Origin of the sequence: Flavobacterium gyeonganense, from assembly GCF_029625295.1 — a bacterium.
In the GTDB taxonomy this organism is placed as follows: Bacteria; Bacteroidota; Bacteroidia; order Flavobacteriales; family Flavobacteriaceae; genus Flavobacterium; species Flavobacterium gyeonganense.
On record NZ_CP121112.1, the window covers coordinates 1,014,413 to 1,034,096 of the forward strand.

Genomic DNA, 19,684 nt, shown 5'->3' on the forward strand with positions numbered 1-19,684 from the left:
TATAATAACAATTATTATTTACAACGTTCTGATTATTATTTGATTCTTTTGACTTATTGTGAAAGAATTAAAACGATATTACATTAAATGATTAGTGATTTATCCCAATAAGAGAAAATTTTAGGTTTTATCAATTTTGCTATAAAACCTACAAATTATACAAAATCATTATTAGTAATCTTTCTTTGATTAAAAAAAACACATACTTTTACCGCCGAAAATAACCGAATTATACTACATGAGGAAACTTTACTTCTTAACATTACTTTTTATTTTAATCATTTCTACTGCTGCCTACAGTTATAATTGTAACGATAGAAATAATTTTACTAATAGGAATTGCAGCAATTTTATAGCACCGGGCGTCGATTTTAATTTTACCAATGATGGTGCCTGCTCGGGAACTCCTGTTACATTTACCCCAATAGTAACCGGAAGCGCACCCTTTTCTTACAAATGGGATTTTGGAGACGGAACCACTTCAACAGAAATGAATCCAAGTCATAACTTTACAGCAGTTGGCTGCGGAACTCAAAAATTTACTGTAAAACTAACAGTCACAGATGCTACTGGTCAGGTAAATTCGATAACGAAAGACGTTTTTGTAAAAGAAAAACCTGATTTAAAATTTACAGACCTGAATGGGTCTAATAAGCCTTTTGAAAGATGCGGGGATAATAACTCAAATCCAAAATACACTATTACTGTTGTAAACAGTTCAGCTTCTGCTTCCTGTGTGACATCTTACAATGTTAACTGGGGAGATGGAAGTACGGAGACAAATGTAACTTTTCCAAAAAGCCACGAATACCAAAAACTGGGTTCTTTTAATATGGTGATTACAGGCGTTGGAAATAATAGCTGTAATAACTCTGTAACGTATGTAGTTAAAAATTCCAATAACCCAATTGGTGCACTTATCGCTCCGGGAAACACAACTAACTTATGTATACCTGTTGAACCAATGAATTTTGCCATTGGATCATGGGCACTTAATCCTTCTGACACTAAATATTATATTGATTATGGTGATGGTAGCCAAACTGAGCCATATACTCAGGCTCAATTGGAAGCTTCTGTTTACTATAATGCTGCAAATCCAATAGCTTCACAAAATTTTCCTATTCCTCACAAATTCACAAAAGCTAACTGTGACAGAGGTGGTAGTACTGTAACCCTGATTATAAGAACAAGTTGTGGGCAAACTGAACTTAGTGCCGGAACTATAAAAATATTAGATGTTCCGGTAATAAGCTATACGGTACCTAAGGTCGCTTGTGTTAACAAAGGTGTATCTTTCAGCAATTCGACCTATGCAGGTTATACTAATGGCTGTAGTACTGTCAATGTTTATACTTGGGATTTTGGAGATGGAACACCAGTATCCAGAGAGGTTAATCCGTATCACGTATATACAAAACCGGGAAAATATAAAGTTACCCTGAGTGCAACTACACCATGTGGGGCAGGTATCACTCCTCCTCCTCAAGAAATATGTGTTGAACCTGTATTGCAGCCTGATTTTACTTTTGGTAATGCCTGTGCTAACAATACTATTCAAGTGACCAATACAACTGACACAAGTTTAATTTGTGGCGCAGAAAATTATTCCTGGGAGGTTTATAATTATGTTCCTGGATTCTGTGGTAAAGAGACATTCCCGGGATCGCAAAGAGGACAATGGGATTATGCTCCCGGCTATAACTCATCATCAAAAAATCCGGTTTTCATTTTTGCGACACCAGGTACTTATTATTTAAGACTATCAACCTGGAACTCATGTAGTATCTATCCCCAAACCAAAGAAAAAATAATAGAGGTAAAAAAGAAACCTGTTATTTCCATAAAACCAATTTCAGATTTTTGTAAAACGGCAACGATTTACCCTGAAGGAAAAGTAGAAGAAACCTGTTCTCCTGCTTCAGAAATAACATACGAATGGAGTTTCCCTGGAGGTACACCTTCAAGTTCTACGTTACTTAATCCTGGCCCTATCAATTATACCAAAACAGGTAATTATGAAGCCATTTTTAAGGTTACAAATAGTTGTGGTACAGAAACAAAGAGTACAAGATTCTCTGTAGATATGGTTCTTTCTCCTGTTATAACTCCTAAAACAGCAAAAATATGCAGTGGTAATTCTTTTCAAGTTACACCTGTAAGCAACGGCACAACCGATAATGTCCCCTCAGGAACTACTTATGTATGGTCTAATCCAATAGTTTCTCCTCCGGGTGCAATAAGTGGTGCGAGTGCGCAATCGAGTCCTAGAACAAGTATTAGTCAGACATTAATAAACAATACAGCTAGTCCGGCAACAGTAACGTATACTGTGTCGCCAATATCGACTTCATGCCCTGGGCCTGATTTTACAGTTACCGTTACGGTAGAACCAACAATAAAAGTAGTTCAGACTATAAAAAATGGCAAATGTTATGGGTCAAATGACGGGAGTATCAGCATAGCTGTAAGTGGAGGAACACCTTATGCAACAGGAACCCCCTACATAATATCCTGGACAAGTCCTAACGGATTTACGAGTTCAGATCAGGATATCTCTAATTTAAAAGCGGGTACCTATTATTTATCAATCAGAGATAATGGAGGCTGTCCTTTTACTACTTCATATTATGTCTCAGAGCCGGGAGAATTTAGAATTACAGGCGAAAGTAAAAATGACATCACCTGTTTTGGATTAAAAAACGGAACTATCAATACTTCTGTAACCGGCGGTACACCTCCTTACAATTTTGTCTGGACAAAAGATGGAAGTCCTTATCCCGGTAATTCCGGAAACCTGAATAATCTGGAAAAAGGAGTTTATCAGGTAAAAATAACGGAAGCCAATAATTGTGGTGGGCTTACAGGACAAAGTTTTACCATTATCGAGCCACCATTACTGGAAGTAAAATGGGAAAGCCAGGTTGATGTTTTATGCTACGGATATAATACTGGTGAAATTAATGTAAGTTCATCAGGAGGAAGACTTCCTCATCGTTACAGCTGGACAGGACCAAACGGATTTAGAAGTAATCTTCAAAATTTAAAGAACCTGTATGCCGGTACATATAATTTAACGGTTACAGATAATTCAGGTTGTACTGTTCCTCTGAAAGTAGAAATACTTCAAAATCCTGAAATTAAATTAAACTACTCTGTTACTCATTTAACTTGTTACAGCGTTAGGGATGGAGTTATAAAAATTAATTCTATCACAGGAGGAGTACCTTTTGCGACTGGCGATCCGTATATTATAAAATGGAGTAATTTAGGAACCGGCATGGAGCAATCTAATTTGTCTGCAGGAAACTATTTAATTACCATTACTGATGCCTTGGGATGTCCAAAAGATTTTCCTATAACGGTTAATAATGCACCGGTATTTATGATCAATCCGGACTTTCAAAATATTTCGTGTCACGGAGCAAATGATGCACATATCCGACTTAATCTTGTTGGCGGGCAGGCACCCCTTAAACTAGAATGGAGTGATGGTTCTACAGCCGGAATTGAAAGAAACAACCTTGGTCCGGGAAGCTATAAAGTAAAAATTACCGATGCTAAATTATGTGTAATCGAGGCAGAATATATCGTTGTTGATCCGCTTGAATTAAAAATAAGAGGAGATGTTTCAAACCCGCTTGACTGCGTTAAAGCAAATACCGGCGTTATAGACCTTATTGTTACAGGAGGTACAGCCCCTTATACATATGCCTGGTCTAATGGCGCAACAACTGAAGATTTAAGCCAGCTTACTCCTGACAACTACACTGTTACAGTAACAGACTCAAGAGGCTGTAAAAAGTCAGACACCTTTAAAATTATCCGATTTGAACAGCTTACCCCTACAATTGAAGTTTTAACTGATTTTAATTGTGATACCCGATTTGTAGATCAGACATTCGTAGGACATGTAAAAGGTGGAATTCCGCCTTATACTTTAAAATGGTCAGACGGAGTTGTTTCCGGTGTTAATGGCGAAATAATGAAAACCGATAATAAAGGATTAATCATTTTTACCGTGACCGATAGTTTTGGCTGTACTATGAATGCAAATCATAATGTGGTTAAACCTGTTTTAGGTGTCGCAAATTTCTCTACAAGCTCTTACGGAAAAGAGATGTTTGATCTTTATTCTATTTATGATCCGGTTAAATTTACAAATCAGGCCACAGGAGATTTCACAAGTACATCATGGGATTTTGGAGACGGTAATTTCTCAACAGAAACAAGTCCGGAGCACATTTATACCAGAGAAGGGACCTACACCATCAAACAAGTTGTGAACTATCCTTTTGGATGCCAGTATTCTTATGAAACCAGTATTCTTGTAGAAAAAGGATACAAGCTCGTTATGCCAAATGCCTTTACGCCTAACAATGACGGAATCAACGATTCTTTTGCACCTGTATTTCAGGGACTGAACAACGTTACTCTGGATATTTATGATACTTGGGGAGGTATTATTTATACAGAAAGCGGAGTAAACATTCATGGATGGCGTGGAAAAATTAAAGATCTGGATGCTGAAAACGGCAATTACTATTACAGGATAACGGCCAAAACGTTCTACAACCACACCGTAACAGAAAAAGGATCATTAACATTAATTAAATAAAAGCAACAGATTAAAATGAGATTAAGATTATTATTTGTTATACTGATAACATGTTGCTTTTACACCAAAACAAGAGCACAGGATCCTATTTTTACACAATATTTTTTAGTTCCCGAAACCCTAAATGCTGGTTTCACAGGTTTTATGGAAACTACCTACGCAGGAATTATTCATCGTGAGCAATGGCCTGAATTAGACCTAAGCGTTGATACTGATTATGCATTTGTAAATACCTGGAGTGACAAACTTAACAGTGGAATTGGCTTAAATGTTTTAAATCAAAGAGAAAACGCTTCCAAATATAATTTTACACAAATCAATGCCAATTATGCCTACAGGGTAAGAATAAATGATACCTGGACATTCAGACCGGGTATAGAAGCTGGTTTTGGTTTAAAATCATTTGCCTTTGGAAATTTATTACTGGAAGATCAGATTAATATAGGCGGTTCAAACAATGCAACTTCTATTGATCCACTGCTAGCTAATGACAGGATTACTTTTTTTGATGTATCTGCTGGAATGGTTTTCAATACAGATGATCTTTGGATTGGTCTTTCGATGAAACACCTCAACAGACCAAATATTGCCCTGAGTGCAAATGGAAACCTACCATTAAATACTTTTTTCTCGCTAAGCAGCGGATATGAATTTCTGGTAGCAGATTATATTGATGTATTGTTTTTTCCGTATGAAACTAAAATGTTTTTTACTTCAAACTACATGCAGCAAGGACGCTATAACCGATTTGATTTAGGTGCTTCAATCTTATTCGAAAAAATGTTTTTTGGAACAACATTCGTTACCAATCCTGCTAAAAACGGAATGAACAATGAATTACTAACCTCAGTCAATTTTTTCACAGGATTGCAATACGAACATTTACGATTAGGACTTTCATATGACCTTAATACTACCAAAATAGGAAGAACCGGAGGCGTTTATGAGCTTTCCTTAACCTATCAGTTTGATTTGTCACGAAAATGTTTCGGATGCCCAAATTACGGGGATAATTAAATTATTTTTCATTTACAAAATAGCCAGAAAAGAATTAAATCCAATTATTAAAAAATCAAAAGCCTCCCGACAATTCAGGAGGCTTTTGATTTTTATATTATTTGTTTTTAAGAAAAGTCTTTTCCTCTTCTATTAATGATGGTCCCATTTTTCTTTTGGCAGTTCAGAATATAATTCGATTAAATTATGTTCAGGATCTCTAAAATGTACTACTCTAATTCCCCAAGTTGGCATATCTTTAGGTTCGGTTAAAAACTTCACTCCTTTACTTTGTAATAAAATATAAGTTGCGTCAACACTATCCACTTCTATAATGACAGCCATTTTGTCCTGCAAAGTTTCATTTTTTTCCGCTTTTTCATTGATGGCAAGACTCATTAGTTCTGCCTTAAACAAAGCAAGACCTGAGGGGATACCGATATTAAAACTGGCAAAATTATCACCTGGTTTTCCCCACGTACATTCTAAGCCAAGAATATCATTGTAAAAAGTAAAACAATTGTCAAAGTCATTTACTAAAAGTCTAATATTGCTAAATTTCATTTTGCTTATTTTATTTATTTATAAATGCAAAACTACTTTTCACTTATCGTTGTCAATTGTAAAAATCGGTCGTTTTTATTCTCAAACAATTCAGTTGGGTTATTCCCTGTTACTTTTTTCAGGTCTTTTATAAAATGTGACTGATCAAAATAATTACGTTCAGGGTAAAGCTTTCCCTTCTTGATATGTTTGTAAGAAGCATAACATTTTAAAATTTTACAATAGGACTTTAGAGAAACACCAAATCTGCTTTTAAAATAGCGATTAATTTGCCGGCTCGTCCAAAAAACCTGTTTTGAATAATCTTCAACTGTCTGTTCACCATTTGTTTGATATAATAGAGAGAAAAGCTTTTGCTTTCTACTATCAATTCTTTTCTGACCATTTAAAATCGAAAGCATTCTTTTATCCAATTTATATGTTACACTTTCCAAATCTTCAAATAAAGTTGTATCTAATTCCCAAAAATTGCTTTCTTTTATTTCTTCACTATCACAAAATGATGCAACACTTTGCTGTACAATATAGTCAGCCGCCAATAACTTAAAACGAATTCCGAAAAGCTGAACATTGGGATCAATGGATATTTCTACTTGTTTGGTCCACAATCCGGTTAATGAAATTTCTTCCTGCTGATGGTTATTAAATGATACAATCAAATCAAAACAGCCGTCCGGCAGAATAGTAAAATCAAGTTTCTGATCTGATGAATTATCGAACCACCAATAGTTCTTAACAAAATCACTTAAAGCTACATCTGGTTGAAATTCTTTATAAATCATTTATTTTTTTATCTGTTAGTTTACAAGACTTGTCTTTCACGTACTTATCTATAATATATTTGGTGACGGGTCTTAATGGCTTTTTATTTTCTGGATGCCTTCCGTGTGTATTAAAAAATTCTACACTATCGTTTACTTTCGTATACCAGATAATTGCTTCTCCGTTTTTAAAAAAAGTAGTGGTATCACACACCTGAATTTTTCTAAGGTTAATGATTCTTTCATCAAAAGGTTCGACAACATTGTAAGTTCCTATTCCCTGTATTTCTAAATCACAGCTTACCTCTTCATAATGATCACCTGACCATTGCATGCATTCGCTTTTTTGTGCAAAGTAATAATAAACTAAAAGACCTAGAAAAAAAAGTATTCCTATTCCGACCCATTTATTCCGTTTTATCCAATCATTCTTTTCTTGGACTGGCTCACTTTCAATGCCCAAAAATAATTCTACTGGCTCAAGAACTTGTGTTGTTTTAACTTCTTTTAAAATATTTTCTTCTTTTGGAATTTCATGATCTAAGATTACGCATTCTTCTTCCTTAAGCAATGCTGTTTTGTTTAAATTTTCTTCTTCCGATGAATTTCTCTCTTCATTTAATTTTTCTCTTTGAATCGAATCTTCATTTTTAACTTCGCTTTCAATTTCAAACTCTTGAACTGTTTCTGTTTCATCTATCAAATTCTTTTCTTCTTCCGTATTTTTCTGACCATTGATATAATGTTTTTTAAACTTTGCAAAAGGTCTAAATTCAAAATCAACTAAAACTGCAGCAAAATTTATAGTATCAATTTTTGCTGGTTTCGTTTCTCCTTTAAAAAATCTTCCAACTTTTTTAAACTTATCGGTATAAGTAGTTGAAGTATCTTCATTATTTGAATCAAATTTAAATTTAAAAAAATCACTGTATGCATTTAAATCATCTGTGTTTTCATTTGATTTAAAAATCTTCCAACACAAATCCCTCAAGTTAGCTTGAGACGGATTATTCAAATAATTAGAATAAATCCCATCTTTTTCTTTTTCAAATTTACTTCTAACTGCTTCTTTATAATCATCTTCATTTAAAGTATTGTTATACATAGGCATCACTTTTTATACTATTTTTTTCCGGACATAATCGGATTTTTCCGGACATCTCAAACCTTTATAGGATTTAAATCGACTTTTCAGGGCGTCCCGGAATTCCGTATCAATTCAGGTTTGCTATGGTTGTTACTTTGCCTCAGAATCAAGTTAACGTTTTGATCTGCAGGTTAAAACAAATGTACAAAACTAGTTCAATTAAAAGTGCGGAAAACCGTAAGACGGACTTTATCCGGGAAGTATAAATAAAATTTTACTGTTCTGCGCACTTCACTTCCCAACCAAAATTTGGTATTGCCAAACAAGATCTGGACAGAATCCGGACAGCAATACCCATGTCTAATTTTTAAATCAAAAAACATGAAAACTTTATTTTTAATGGGAGCGTTTGCGTTATTGACAACTACATTATTTTCCTGCACAGCAGATGAATATGAAACTGAGGCTAAAAAAGAGGTTACACCCACTTATGCTGATGGTCCTGGTGATCAGCCTATCATTGTACCACCACCGCCAACTAAATAATTAATCAATTAAAAATCTGTAATTTATATTTAATTATTAATTTCGGGGAAAGTAAATTCTATGTTACGATCCCCGTTTTTTTGTTTCATCATTTTTCTTTTACTCCTTTCGTGCACGAAAAAAACAACTATTGTCCTTAATCAGAAAGCTATTAAAAAAGAAGCTGTTGATTTTAGAAATAAAGGAATTTCAAGCATGGAGAAAAAAACTTTAATACCGCTTTCTACAACTTCAACAAATCGAAAATAATTTTTGAGAAAATAAAAGACAGCAATAATATTGTTTACAATCTTATACAGATGGCTTCCATACAACAAATTAACGGTGACTATTATGGAAGTAAAGAAACCCTGACTGAGGCGTTACCTTACATTAGAAAAAAAGATGTTTACAGTGCTTCTGTCAATAATTTTTTTGGAATTGCAGACAAGGAACTTTCTATTTATGATGATGCTATTCATTATTACAAAGAAGCAATAAAAGAATGTACAGATTCTGTTTCAAAACAGGGACCGCTAAATAATATTGCAGTCGTATACATTCAGCAAAAAAAATACGACAAGGCAATACACATATTAAAAACTATTATCAATTCTGAAACACTGGACAAGCATTCTCTTACAAACAACAAAGCAAGGGTTTTGGACAATTTGGGCTATGCTTATTTTAAAAAGGGAATCCCGGAAAAAGGTCTTGTTTTGATGACCGAAAGTTTTAGACTAAGAAATCAGATTGATGACACTTACGGAGCTATTGAAAGTAATTTGCATCTGGCAGAATATTATACAAAAACTGATTCTGAAAAATCAAATGATTACGCTAAAAATGCGTATCAAATTGCTACTAAATCTAACAGTGTTGATGAGCGTTTAAAATCTTTAGCAATCTTAATAGCTAATGGTTCGGGAAGTACATATGCCCGAAAATACATTACACTAAACGACAGCATAATCAAGATTAGAAACAATTATAAAAACAAGTTTGCCAAAATCAAATACGATTCTAAAAAAGAAAAAGATGAAAACCAGAAACTTCGATTAGAAAAAGCTGAAAACTCACTTGCACTTCAGAAAGCAAAATATCAAAGAATCTTTTTTATAATTGGCATTATTTCACTATTCTTTCTACTGGCTTATCTGAAAAAACGTTATGAAAACCGAAATCGAATTGAAAAAATAAAAACAGCTTACGATACTGAAACCAGAATTGCCAAAGATATCCATGACGAACTGGCCAATGATGTTTTTCACGCTATTACTTACGCACAAACCCAGTCTTTAACTTCCCGGAACAATAAAGAAACCTTATTACAGAACCTCGACCATATTTATTCACGGGTTCGCGGAATTTCCAGAGAGAATAATGATATTGATACGGGACCAAATTATTCTGCTAATTTAAAAGAAATGTTTTCTACCTATAATAGCAGCAGTACCAATGTTATTATTACAAACATTGAAAAAGTAAACTGGGATTTGATTGAAGATTTAAAGAAGATTGCAATTCAACGCGTATTGCATGAATTAATGGTCAACATGAAAAAACACAGTAATGCTTCTATTGTCGTTGTAAAATTTGAAAGCAACCCGCATAATTTATTTATAGATTATTCGGACAACGGAAAAGGCTGTGAAAAATCAAAAATTATAAAAAATGGTTTACAAAATATGGAAAACCGTATTCTGGCCATAAAAGGAACAATTACTTTTGATACAGAACCCGATAAAGGTTTCAAAGCACAAATAACAATACCTAAATAAAAGCCTATGTTTAAAAAAGTAATAATAGCAGAAGATTTTGAAGAATTCAATTTAGCAGTCAAACAAACTTTAACTGATTTCAACATTATCAATTTTCAACATGCAAAATATTGTGATGATGCTTTTCTAAAAATAAGAAAAGCTATTCAGGATAATGAACCTTACGATTTATTAATTAGTGATCTTTCATTTAAAAAAGATCACCGTGAAGTAAAAATAATTAGCGGAGATGAACTAATTCAGAAAGTTCGTGAGATACAGCCCAATATTAAAATCATCGTCTACTCAATAGAAGACAAAGGAATTCGCATCAAATCACTTTTTGAAAATGCTGAAATTGATGCCTTTGTATTAAAAGGACGAAACAGTATCGAAGAACTTAAGAAAGCAATCAACATTATTTCGACTTCAGACCAAAAGTTCATCTCTCCAGAAGTAGCATCTGCCCTTCAGGAAAAAAACAACTACGAAATAGATGATGTTGATATTCAGATTCTAAAATACCTGTCTGCGGGTACTTCGCAGGATGAAATCATAGAGATTTTTAAAAATTCAGACATTAAGCCCAACAGCAAAAGTGCTGTCGAAAAAAGACTTTCAAAACTCAAAGACTTTTTTAAAGCGAACAATACCGTCCATCTGGTTTCGATTACAAAAGATATGGGGATAATTTAAATTCTCATCATTTTACTTTCAAGCTCCTTCGGGGGCTTTTTTTATTGCTAATATTTAAAATGATGGATTATGGTTTTCCGTAAAACACTGATTTAAAATAGGTTTAAGTTTGAATTATCAAAATCAATAACTAATTAAAACTTTTTAAATAATGAAAAAGTATTACGTAAATCAAAACGCTCAGCCAAATTGTGACCATGAAGTTCACACCGAAGATTGTATTTATTTGCCAACCTCATCAAACAGAAAATATTTAGGTGAATTTTCAGATTGTAAACCTGCTGTTGCCGAGGCTAAGAAAACCTATTCAAAATCAAACGGATGCAAAACTTGTTGTCCTGTTTGCCATACCAGCTAATCTGTCATGGGCTTTCGATTTCAAAAAAGAATTAAGCTTGGAGGCGGATTGGGATTAAATATTAGCAAATCCGGAATTTCTCCAAGTTTAAGAACTAAAATGGGCACATTTAGCAAATACGGCTATTCTGCAAAAACAGGCATACCCGGAGTCCGATACAAAAATAGCGGATGCTTTGTTCTGCTTGTCTTCACTGGACTTCTTACATTTTTAATTTATACACTTTAACTCTAATAATTATGGGATATCGAAAAGGATATTACAGAAAAGACGGAACTTATGTTCATGGACATTTTGCAAATAACAGATCCAAATCTTTTTCAGGTAAAAACAAAAATGGATGTACAATTCTGATTTTTCTATTTATTGCACTTAGTTCAGTCATGGCCTGCTCTGAATCATCTGAATCATCAGGAAATATTACAAATTCAGAATCTGGAAACAACTCAAGTTCGGGTTCAAATTCAAATTCAAATTGTCCCACTAAAACCTGTAAAGATTTTGCGACACAGGCACAAGCCCAGGCAGCTTATAATAGTAATCCGAAATGCTACAAAAACCTGGATGGGGATGGCAACGGAAAAGCCTGTGAATCTTTAAAATAATAACTACAAAACTATGATAACACTAGAACTTAAAAGCCATTTTTTACGATTATATCAAATGGCATTATCAGATGATCAGTTTGATGTTTTGGAACTTCAAATGCTATATCATTTTGCAGATGAAAGAGGCATTCCAAAAGAAGAACTTGATAAACTTTTTTTAAATCCTGTCAATACAGATTTTGTAGTTCCGGAAGCCCTAACTACAAAAATTGAATATCTGTATGATCTGGCAAGAATTATCTGGGCTGATGGAAAAGTAACGGATGACGAATTGAATATGCTTAGAAAATATTGCAGAAAATTCGATTTCGTTGAAGAAAACATCAATGATTTGTCTGAATATCTGATCGATTGCGTCCAGAAAAACATTGGTAAAGAAGAAATTATTAGTCAACTAAACGCTTAAGTTATGAAAACACTTTCACAATTATTTAGCTTAAAAAAATCCACAGATTCTTCTTCTAACCTTTTCGAAGAAAATGAAGAAGACAGAGAACAAATCAGAATTACCTATTATCAGAGCGGTTTCGCTGCTTCAATAAAAGCAACAGGCAAACCAATTGTCCTGAAAGCCTGTCTACAAAACTTATACATGAGTTTTGAAGATCAGTGCCGAAAACAAAAATTAGAGCAGGACAGATTAAAACAGCCCTATCGCGAAGAACAGGAAAAGAATCGCACAGAGCTCAAAAAGTGCGAAGCTGCAATTGGAATTTACGAAAAGAAGGAGCAGGATATCAACGAGTCTGCTGATCTGATAAAAAATGAAATCATCGAAGTAAAACGCAACCCTGACAAATTCGGAATTGAAGACGGTAAAGGTTTAAAGGCACAGTTTTATATTGGCTTGTTTTTGCTGCTCCCTATTACACTTTATGTTTTAGTGTTTTACATCTCGGCTTCTTATTCTGCTTTTTTCAAAGAATTCTCAAATAATAGTTTAACGGCAGCCATTTTTGATGCCGATGCCTTGACAAATTCCTTTAAAGCGAGCTGGCTAGAAGGTGTTTTAGTCGTAACCATTCCGTTTGTATTCATGGGATTAGGTTATGTAATTCATATGGTACAAAAAGGAAAAGGTATCAAAAATATTTTCAGAATGATTGCCCTTTTTCTCACTACCTTTTTATTTGATGCTTTATTAGCTTATCAAATCGAAAAAAAATTTATGAATTTAATAAAACCACAGATTCTGCTCCTTATAACTTAAATATCGCTTTGGGCGAGGCCGAATTCTGGATGATTATTTTTGCCGGTTTTGTTGTCTATATTATTTGGGGACTCGTTTTTGATTTTGTAATGAAAGAGTTTGAAAACATTGACAAAATCAGAGCGTTTATTAGAGGCAAAAAAGAAAATCTGTTAGATCTGGAAAAACTGAAAACAGAATATACCAATAAGATAAATGATTTCAAACAGCAGATTGTAACGGCAAACGGAAGAATTTCGGAACTTCAGTCTAAAATTGACGGATTTGTATTTCCGGTAAAAGAATACCTGCACTATCATCATCAATATAAAGAAGGATGGTTTCAGGCCATAAATACAGAAATTGCTTTGGCCCATAAAGAAAAAACAGAACTTCTGGAAAGCTGTGAACTTCACTCTGAAGAACATCTGAGCAAATTAAATCTTGTCGATCCTGACTTTCAGCATTTGGTATATTCTAAAAACTAATCCTATGAACAATATTCTAAAAATATTAACTATAACATCGTTATTCGTTTTGACATTTTCATGCAAACAGGAACCTGAAAAAGACAAAGAAGAAGTTAGCTCTAAAAACACTAAATCCGAAAATTATAATATTAGTATACTTCTCGATTTATCAGACAGAATTAGTATCCGGAAAAATTCTAACCCAACGATGGAATACTACCAAAGAGATTTAGGCTATATAAAATCGGTCTCAGAAGCTTTTACAGCACATTTAAAATCGAAAAGGATCAGGCAGATTGATGATAAAATGCAGTTATTTTTTAATCCCGAACCCAAAGATCCAGAGATCAATTCAATTTCACAGAAGTTAAAAATTGTTATTGATAAAAATAATGCTTCCAAGGATTTGCTGAATTCTATCAATGCAAATTACGCTTCACAGACTTCAAAAATATACGAATCTGCTATAAAAGATAACAACTTTATCGGCTCTGATATCTGGAGTTTTTTTGATACTAAAGTAAAAGACCAATGCATAGAAAGCGATGACCGAAATATTCTGGTTATACTAACAGATGGCTATATGTTTTATGACAATACTATAATGAAAGAAGAAAACCGGACATCCTACATTACTCCCGAATGGATTAGAAAAAATGGTTTAAATACCAAAGACTGGGAAAAGGATTTTAAGAATAAGGATTTTGGTTTTATTAAGACAAGTGATGATTTATCTAATCTGGAAGTCTTGGTTTTAGGAATTAATCCGAATCAGAATAATCCGTACGAAGAAAAAGTAATAAAAGCCTATTGGACAAAATGGTTTACCGAAATGAAGATTAAACATTTTGAAATCAAAAATGCTGATCTGCCTTCAAACACGGAAAAAATCATCAAAGATTTCATTTTAGAAAAAAAACCTGAATTTTATTTTAATTAAAATTTTATAATCAGCCTTTACGGATTTCCATAAAATACTGATTTTAATTGCCTCTACATTTGAATAATTAATTTAAACAACCAACTAATGGAAATCAATATTCAACTAAAATCATTAGCCGATAAAATCAATCAGCTAAAAAACAAAATTGACACAGAAGAATCTACCAAACACGCTTTTGTTTTGCCCTTTATACACGTTCTCGGATACGATGCTTTTAATCCGCTTGAAGTTGTGCCTGAGTTTACTGCTGATCTTGGCTTAAAAAAAGGAGAAAAAGTAGATTATGCTATTTTTCAGAACGGCGAACCCATTATAATTGTAGAATGCAAAAGCTGGAAAGAAAAACTGACCATTCATAATTCACAACTATTCCGCTATTTCCATGTTACCAAAACCAGATTCGCTCTTTTGACAAATGGAATCAATTATCAGTTCTTTACCGACCTGGATGCTCCGAATAAAATGGATGAAAAACCATTTCTGGAATTTGACATCACGAGTCTTAAAGAAAATACGATTAATGAAATCACCAAATTTCACAAGTCTAATTTTAATGTCGATAATATTGTCAGCAATGCGAGCTCTTTAAAATATATCAAGGAAATCAAAAAGCAGATCAACGCAGAGCTTGAAAATCCATCCAATGATTTCACTAAGCTTTTTGCTAATAAAGTATACACCGGAAGATTAACTGAAAAAGTAGTGGATGAGTTTAAAGATTTGGTTCAGAAATCATTGAGTCAATACATAAACGACCGGATTAATGACCGACTGAATGCTGCACTTACGAAAGAAACAATCAAGCAGCAGGATGAAGAAATCGTAATTCCTGAAGAAGAAGGCAAAATTGTAACCACTGAAGAAGAACTGGAAGCGTACAGAATTGTTGTGGCGATTTTGAGAAGAAAAAATTCCAATTAAGAGAATTGTACATCGGGACACTCAATCGTATTTCGGAATCCTTTTAGACGATAATAACCGTAAGCCACTGTGCAGACTGCATCTTAACGGAGGAAAAAAATACATCAGTCTTTTTAATGATAACAAAACAGAGTCAAAAACTGCCATTTTAGCCATCGAAGATATTTACCATTTTGAAAAAGAATTACTGGATACTGTGGAAATTTATGATGGTCAGGCTCAGATGTGAATATCATTTAAAAAGTGAATTTAAATCAAATTTTTAATTTAATAAATCAAAAATGGAATATAAAGTAGTACCGTTTGTCGCCTCAATTGATCCCAAAAGAGGAACCACAAATCATGTAGCCGAACAATTAGAAAGTTTAATAAAAAATTTCACCAATCAGGGTTGGGAATATGTACGTTTAGAAAGTGTATCAACATTTGTACATCCAGAATCAGGGTGTTTTGGAATTGGAGCTCAGCCTGGTTTCACAACAAATAATCAAATGGTTGTTTTTCAGAAAAAATGAAATATCTAATACTGTTCGTAATTCAAATATACTGGAAAGTAATACCTGCTTCTAAAAGAAAAAAATGCATTTTCAAAAAATCCTGCTCAAATTATGTTTTTGAAACCACTCAAAAAGAAGGTTTTATAAGCGGTTTAAAAGCATTCCGATTCCGATTCCAAAATTGCAGAGCTGGTTGTCAGGTTTTTAAAGATCCAGTAAATGGTAAAATCCAAATAATTCTTCCCTCTCAGATTATAGTTGAAAAAGAAGAAATGTCGGAAAGGTTAACTCATTGAAAACAAAAGGAATAAATCAAGTATAAATACTCATTTTAAAATACCAAATTATATTTAAATTTATTCCATTGACGAAGTGTAAAACCACGTCGCCCATGCTGAAAAACTACTCCATCCTGTCCTTGGTATTATTAATATTTTCCTGCAAAAAAGCTGATGCTCCTCCATCTCCGCAAATCAATTCTTTTTACAAAAAAGTAATCTCGGCAGATGACCGCAAAACAATAACACCCGAAGAAGCCAAAACGTTTCATGTTGACAAAACGTATCAATACGAATACAGAACCGGATATTCAGGACATTATGAGTATAATTATGATGTAAAAGGAGTTAATAGTAAAGGCGATTCGGTTTTTGGGAATATTAATGTCGAAGGAAAATACGGTGCTGGAATTTTAATAAACGACAGCATTAGAGATATCGAAATTAATACAGAGTGGATTTCTTACGGAAAGCTAAAAGGTTATGATAAAAAAAGAAACGAATATTATTTAATGGTCAAATAAACAAACACTTCACATGAAATATAACTTATTATTAATTCTCATGGTTGTTTTACTTTCTTCTTTTCAACCTGTCGAGAGCAGTGTTTTTATATGCGGGCCAAGAGGTGCTAAAAAATATCACTATTCTGAAAATTGCCGCGGACTTACTGCCTGCAGGCATGAAATTATAAAAACCTCGCTGAAACAGGCACAGGGTTATGGGCTCACACTTTGCGGTTGGGAAGATTAAAAACAAGAACCTCCCAGAATATATCTGAGAGGTTTATAGCTAATAGAATACTAAGCTGGTTCCCAAAGTTCAATTTTATTTCCTTCAGCATCCATAATATGCACAAATTTCCCGTAATCGTAAGTTGCAATATCATCCAGTATAGTTACCCCATTTTCTGTAAGCTGAGCTATTAATCCTTCAATGTTCTGAACGCGATAATTAATCATAAAATCTTTTTTCGACGGAGAAAAATAGTCATCTCCTTTTTTGAAAGGACTCCATTGAAGCGAGTTTATTTCTTCTGGTTTGTTGAGATCCCTGGATTCAAAACTGGAAGTACCCCAGTCACTGATTTCAAAACCTAAATTTTTGGCATACCAGTCTTTGGTTTTCTGCGGATCATCAGAAAAGAAAAAAATCCCGCCAATTCCTGTAACCTTTGGTATTAAATTATCTGCATTACTTTTTTGATCTTCCATATTTATTGTTTTGAGTTAGTCAAAATCTAAACTAATATAATCAAAATCAATTATATATTACTTTATTTAAAAACAAAAATCTTATCTAAACTACTTAATTTTAATTCCGTTTTATAAACAAAAAAAAACGGAAATAACTGATATATGTTATTTCCGTTTTTAATACTAATTCAAATAAATGTTTTTGATCAAAGATTATCTTTTATAAACTGTAATGATACCAGTCGTTTTGTCTTTTAATTTCAACTCTTTATTAGTAAGGTTCATGATATCGCTAACAGTGCTAATAGCACCCATAGTAATAGTTAAATCATTATGAGATCTTACGTAAGTTCCAGTTGTTTCAGTTTTGTTACACTCTGAACCGCTATAGTCTCCTATAACTGCAACATTGCTCAACTTTAATTCTAAATAATCTTTGGAACACCCACTTTGATTTTGCGGTGCATCAACTAACGTTTCATTTCCATTAGAATCTGCTGTACCAACCTGGCTTAACTCATACTTACCCTGAATTGGTACAATTGTTTCTCCGTCATTGTCATCATTGCTGCAAGATGTTGTTGCGAATAATCCAAAACTTAAGGCTAATACGTATAAAAAATTTCTAGTTTTCATGTTTTTTGTTTTTAAAAATTATAATTTGATTTTATTTTACGAATTTACATTCGATGCGATTCAAATCTGTTTCATAATTTTCAAAATAATTTACATAATTGATGTTTTAGTGATAAAAAAATACATTAAAACTAATTATACTACGAATTAAACAAAAAACCTTCTAAAATAACTTTCAGAAGGTTTTAATTGAGAAGAGTTTTCTGTTAATTCATGCTCCAAATTTTGGATTCATAGTTTTTTTTGAGCTCTCGTATCCACTTATATGACATAACCAATTTCCCAAATGTGTCCAAAAGGATCTTTTAGTTTCCCTATTCGCCAGTCTTCTTCTGTAGTCATGGGGCATATTGCTGTAGCACCAAATTTTAAAGCCTGGTCAAACAACTCATCTGCATTTTGGGTTGTAAGGATCAATCTGACAGGACTATTAAACTCTACATTAGGACTTATGTTTCCAAACTCCGGCTCTTCATCTCCAATAAAAAAGGAAGCATTTTCAAGGACTAATTCAGCACTTAATTTTCCGTTTGGCAATTCAAACTTTGCTTTTACCGTTGCATCAAAAGCAGAAACATAAAAATCAAGAGCTTTTTTACCATTATTTACAGTAAGAAAAGGTTTTATACTTATTGTTGTGTTAAGTGCCATTTATAATGAATTTTATTGTTATCTGTTATTTTTAAAAACTCCATTAATCTGTTGGATTAGCAATGAATAAACTATCATTTTTAAAATATAATGGGTTGATTAAAGGGTGCTCATTCATATACTGTTTATCTGACAACATAAAAATATTTTTTAGTGTTTGATTAATTACTCTGTAACCTTAACTCTAATTGGATATTTTATATTAAATAATCAATACTCATTATATTGAAATGTTGATTTACCTTTCCCACTCTCAATTGATATTTTATTTTTATGAGAATTAACACCAATGCATTTAAATGAGTAATAAACTTCAACTTTTTTAATTGGATTTTCGATAACATTTATACTGTCAATAATAAAACTAAAATTTTTAGGTGAAATTTTATTTTCAAATTTATATGAATCATACTCGTAAATATCGTTGTCAATATTATATAAATTTTGATATTTAACCCAAACATTATGCACTTTTTCAATTGGCTTATTTTCTTGATAATAGACAAAAGTATTTCTATCAAAAAAATGAACAAAATCAGCAAAACTTTTATATCTATAATTATTTCCTGAATTTAATTTAGCTTTTGACTCTAACAATCTAAAAGAAACGAATGCACTCTTTTCAACATTATTTTCTTTCAGTTTATAGGCAATTTGATATTGTATATAACTCGAGTCATTTGGATTTGAAACTATACTTGCAGAATAACCTTTACTAAATACATTTGTACTTACTAAAAATTTTCCATCAAATTTTCCCAGAATATAATCATTATAATTTTTTAAAGTGTCTAATGCTGTTGCATAATTATCATCAGGACCAGAATACATTGGCTCATTACAACAAGATGTCAATAAACCTAATAGCGTTATTAAAAATATAAGTTTTCTCATGATTTATTTTAATTTTGGTTATTTATAATTGCTTAT

Annotated in this window: 24 protein-coding genes; 17 read left to right on the forward strand and 7 right to left on the reverse strand. The window is 32.9% G+C overall.

All coding sequences use genetic code 11. The features are described 5' to 3' along the window. Positions 1 to 238: 238 nt before the first annotated feature. On the forward strand, positions 239 to 4,618 hold the full coding sequence (locus P5P89_RS04275; protein ID WP_278010887.1) for a PKD domain-containing protein: 4,380 nt from the start codon (positions 239 to 241) through the stop codon (positions 4,616 to 4,618). A gap of 15 nt (positions 4,619 to 4,633) precedes the next feature. Continuing rightward, positions 4,634 to 5,635, forward strand: coding sequence for a PorP/SprF family type IX secretion system membrane protein (locus P5P89_RS04280; RefSeq protein WP_278010888.1), 1,002 nt, complete (start codon positions 4,634 to 4,636; stop codon positions 5,633 to 5,635). Positions 5,636 to 5,767: 132 nt separating this feature from the next. On the opposite strand, the gene P5P89_RS04285 is transcribed toward P5P89_RS04280, so the two are convergent. The 3 genes from P5P89_RS04285 to P5P89_RS04295 are packed head-to-tail and all read right to left on the reverse strand — an operon-like array spanning position 5,768 to position 8,044. Then, entirely contained in the window at positions 5,768 to 6,178 is a 411-nt protein-coding gene (locus tag P5P89_RS04285) for a VOC family protein (protein WP_278010889.1), read from the reverse strand. A 32-nt stretch (positions 6,179 to 6,210) separates the two neighbouring features. Further along, positions 6,211 to 6,960 carry a DUF6597 domain-containing transcriptional factor gene (locus P5P89_RS04290; RefSeq protein ID WP_278010890.1) on the reverse strand — a complete coding sequence of 250 codons (750 nt, stop codon included), beginning with the start codon at positions 6,958 to 6,960 and terminating at the stop codon, positions 6,211 to 6,213. Beyond that, positions 6,950 to 8,044 (reverse strand): hypothetical protein, encoded by a 1,095-nt coding sequence (locus tag P5P89_RS04295; RefSeq protein ID WP_278010891.1) that lies wholly within the window; start codon positions 8,042 to 8,044, stop codon positions 6,950 to 6,952. The genes P5P89_RS04290 and P5P89_RS04295 overlap by 11 nt, the downstream gene beginning before the upstream one ends. A 363-nt stretch (positions 8,045 to 8,407) precedes the next feature. Between P5P89_RS04295 and P5P89_RS04300 the strand changes: the two genes are divergently transcribed. The 15 genes from P5P89_RS04300 to P5P89_RS04365 all read left to right on the forward strand — a co-directional run bounded on the left by P5P89_RS04300 (position 8,408) and on the right by P5P89_RS04365 (position 17,024). Beyond that, entirely contained in the window at positions 8,408 to 8,572 is a 165-nt protein-coding gene (locus tag P5P89_RS04300) for a hypothetical protein (protein WP_278010892.1), read from the forward strand. A 299-nt stretch (positions 8,573 to 8,871) separates the two neighbouring features. Beyond that, complete coding sequence (locus P5P89_RS04305; RefSeq protein ID WP_278010893.1) at positions 8,872 to 10,332, forward strand: tetratricopeptide repeat-containing sensor histidine kinase; 1,461 nt, start codon at positions 8,872 to 8,874, stop codon at positions 10,330 to 10,332. A 6-nt stretch (positions 10,333 to 10,338) separates the two neighbouring features. Then, on the forward strand, positions 10,339 to 11,007 hold the full coding sequence (locus tag P5P89_RS04310) for a response regulator (RefSeq protein ID WP_278010894.1): 669 nt from the start codon (positions 10,339 to 10,341) through the stop codon (positions 11,005 to 11,007). A 151-nt stretch (positions 11,008 to 11,158) separates the two neighbouring features. Further along, on the forward strand, positions 11,159 to 11,365 hold the full coding sequence (locus P5P89_RS04315) for a hypothetical protein (protein WP_278010895.1): 207 nt from the start codon (positions 11,159 to 11,161) through the stop codon (positions 11,363 to 11,365). Positions 11,366 to 11,371: 6 nt separating this feature from the next. Next, positions 11,372 to 11,593, forward strand: coding sequence for a DUF4236 domain-containing protein (locus P5P89_RS21765; RefSeq protein WP_379679976.1), 222 nt, complete (start codon positions 11,372 to 11,374; stop codon positions 11,591 to 11,593). Positions 11,594 to 11,604: 11 nt separating this feature from the next. Beyond that, positions 11,605 to 11,970 carry an excalibur calcium-binding domain-containing protein gene (locus P5P89_RS04320; protein ID WP_278010896.1) on the forward strand — a complete coding sequence of 122 codons (366 nt, stop codon included), beginning with the start codon at positions 11,605 to 11,607 and terminating at the stop codon, positions 11,968 to 11,970. A gap of 13 nt (positions 11,971 to 11,983) precedes the next feature. Then, entirely contained in the window at positions 11,984 to 12,379 is a 396-nt protein-coding gene (locus P5P89_RS04325) for a tellurite resistance TerB family protein (RefSeq protein WP_278010897.1), read from the forward strand. A 3-nt stretch (positions 12,380 to 12,382) separates the two neighbouring features. Then, positions 12,383 to 13,183, forward strand: coding sequence for a hypothetical protein (locus P5P89_RS04330; RefSeq protein WP_278010898.1), 801 nt, complete (start codon positions 12,383 to 12,385; stop codon positions 13,181 to 13,183). 8 nt (positions 13,184 to 13,191) lie between these two features. Continuing rightward, a complete protein-coding gene (locus P5P89_RS04335; RefSeq protein WP_278010899.1) occupies positions 13,192 to 13,650 on the forward strand; it encodes a hypothetical protein in 459 nt (152 codons plus the stop codon). A gap of 4 nt (positions 13,651 to 13,654) precedes the next feature. Next, the gene (locus P5P89_RS04340; protein WP_278010900.1) at positions 13,655 to 14,572 is read left to right on the forward strand and encodes a hypothetical protein; all 918 of its coding nucleotides are present in this window, start codon (positions 13,655 to 13,657) and stop codon (positions 14,570 to 14,572) included. 87 nt (positions 14,573 to 14,659) lie between these two features. After that, positions 14,660 to 15,496, forward strand: a complete 837-nt coding sequence (locus P5P89_RS04345) for a type I restriction endonuclease (RefSeq protein WP_340696520.1) — start codon at positions 14,660 to 14,662, stop codon at positions 15,494 to 15,496. A gap of 281 nt (positions 15,497 to 15,777) precedes the next feature. Next, entirely contained in the window at positions 15,778 to 16,011 is a 234-nt protein-coding gene (locus tag P5P89_RS04350) for a hypothetical protein (RefSeq protein WP_223682002.1), read from the forward strand. Then, positions 16,008 to 16,289: a membrane protein insertion efficiency factor YidD gene (gene yidD, locus P5P89_RS04355; protein ID WP_223682001.1), complete on the forward strand. Its 282-nt coding sequence runs from the start codon at positions 16,008 to 16,010 to the stop codon at positions 16,287 to 16,289. The genes P5P89_RS04350 and yidD overlap by 4 nt, the downstream gene beginning before the upstream one ends. A gap of 95 nt (positions 16,290 to 16,384) precedes the next feature. Then, positions 16,385 to 16,795, forward strand: coding sequence for a hypothetical protein (locus tag P5P89_RS04360; protein WP_278010901.1), 411 nt, complete (start codon positions 16,385 to 16,387; stop codon positions 16,793 to 16,795). 13 nt (positions 16,796 to 16,808) lie between these two features. Then, positions 16,809 to 17,024 (forward strand): hypothetical protein, encoded by a 216-nt coding sequence (locus P5P89_RS04365; protein ID WP_223681999.1) that lies wholly within the window; start codon positions 16,809 to 16,811, stop codon positions 17,022 to 17,024. Between the two features lie 50 nt (positions 17,025 to 17,074). On the opposite strand, the gene P5P89_RS04370 is transcribed toward P5P89_RS04365, so the two are convergent. The 4 genes from P5P89_RS04370 to P5P89_RS04385 form a co-directional block, all read right to left on the reverse strand. Beyond that, positions 17,075 to 17,485 carry a VOC family protein gene (locus tag P5P89_RS04370; RefSeq protein ID WP_278010902.1) on the reverse strand — a complete coding sequence of 137 codons (411 nt, stop codon included), beginning with the start codon at positions 17,483 to 17,485 and terminating at the stop codon, positions 17,075 to 17,077. A gap of 195 nt (positions 17,486 to 17,680) precedes the next feature. Then, positions 17,681 to 18,103, reverse strand: a complete 423-nt coding sequence (locus tag P5P89_RS04375; RefSeq protein WP_278010903.1) for a lipocalin family protein — start codon at positions 18,101 to 18,103, stop codon at positions 17,681 to 17,683. A gap of 261 nt (positions 18,104 to 18,364) precedes the next feature. Then, entirely contained in the window at positions 18,365 to 18,754 is a 390-nt protein-coding gene (locus tag P5P89_RS04380; RefSeq protein WP_278010904.1) for a VOC family protein, read from the reverse strand. Positions 18,755 to 18,964: 210 nt separating this feature from the next. After that, a complete protein-coding gene (locus P5P89_RS04385) occupies positions 18,965 to 19,648 on the reverse strand; it encodes a hypothetical protein (RefSeq protein ID WP_278010905.1) in 684 nt (227 codons plus the stop codon). Between the last annotated feature and the right edge of the window lie 36 nt (positions 19,649 to 19,684).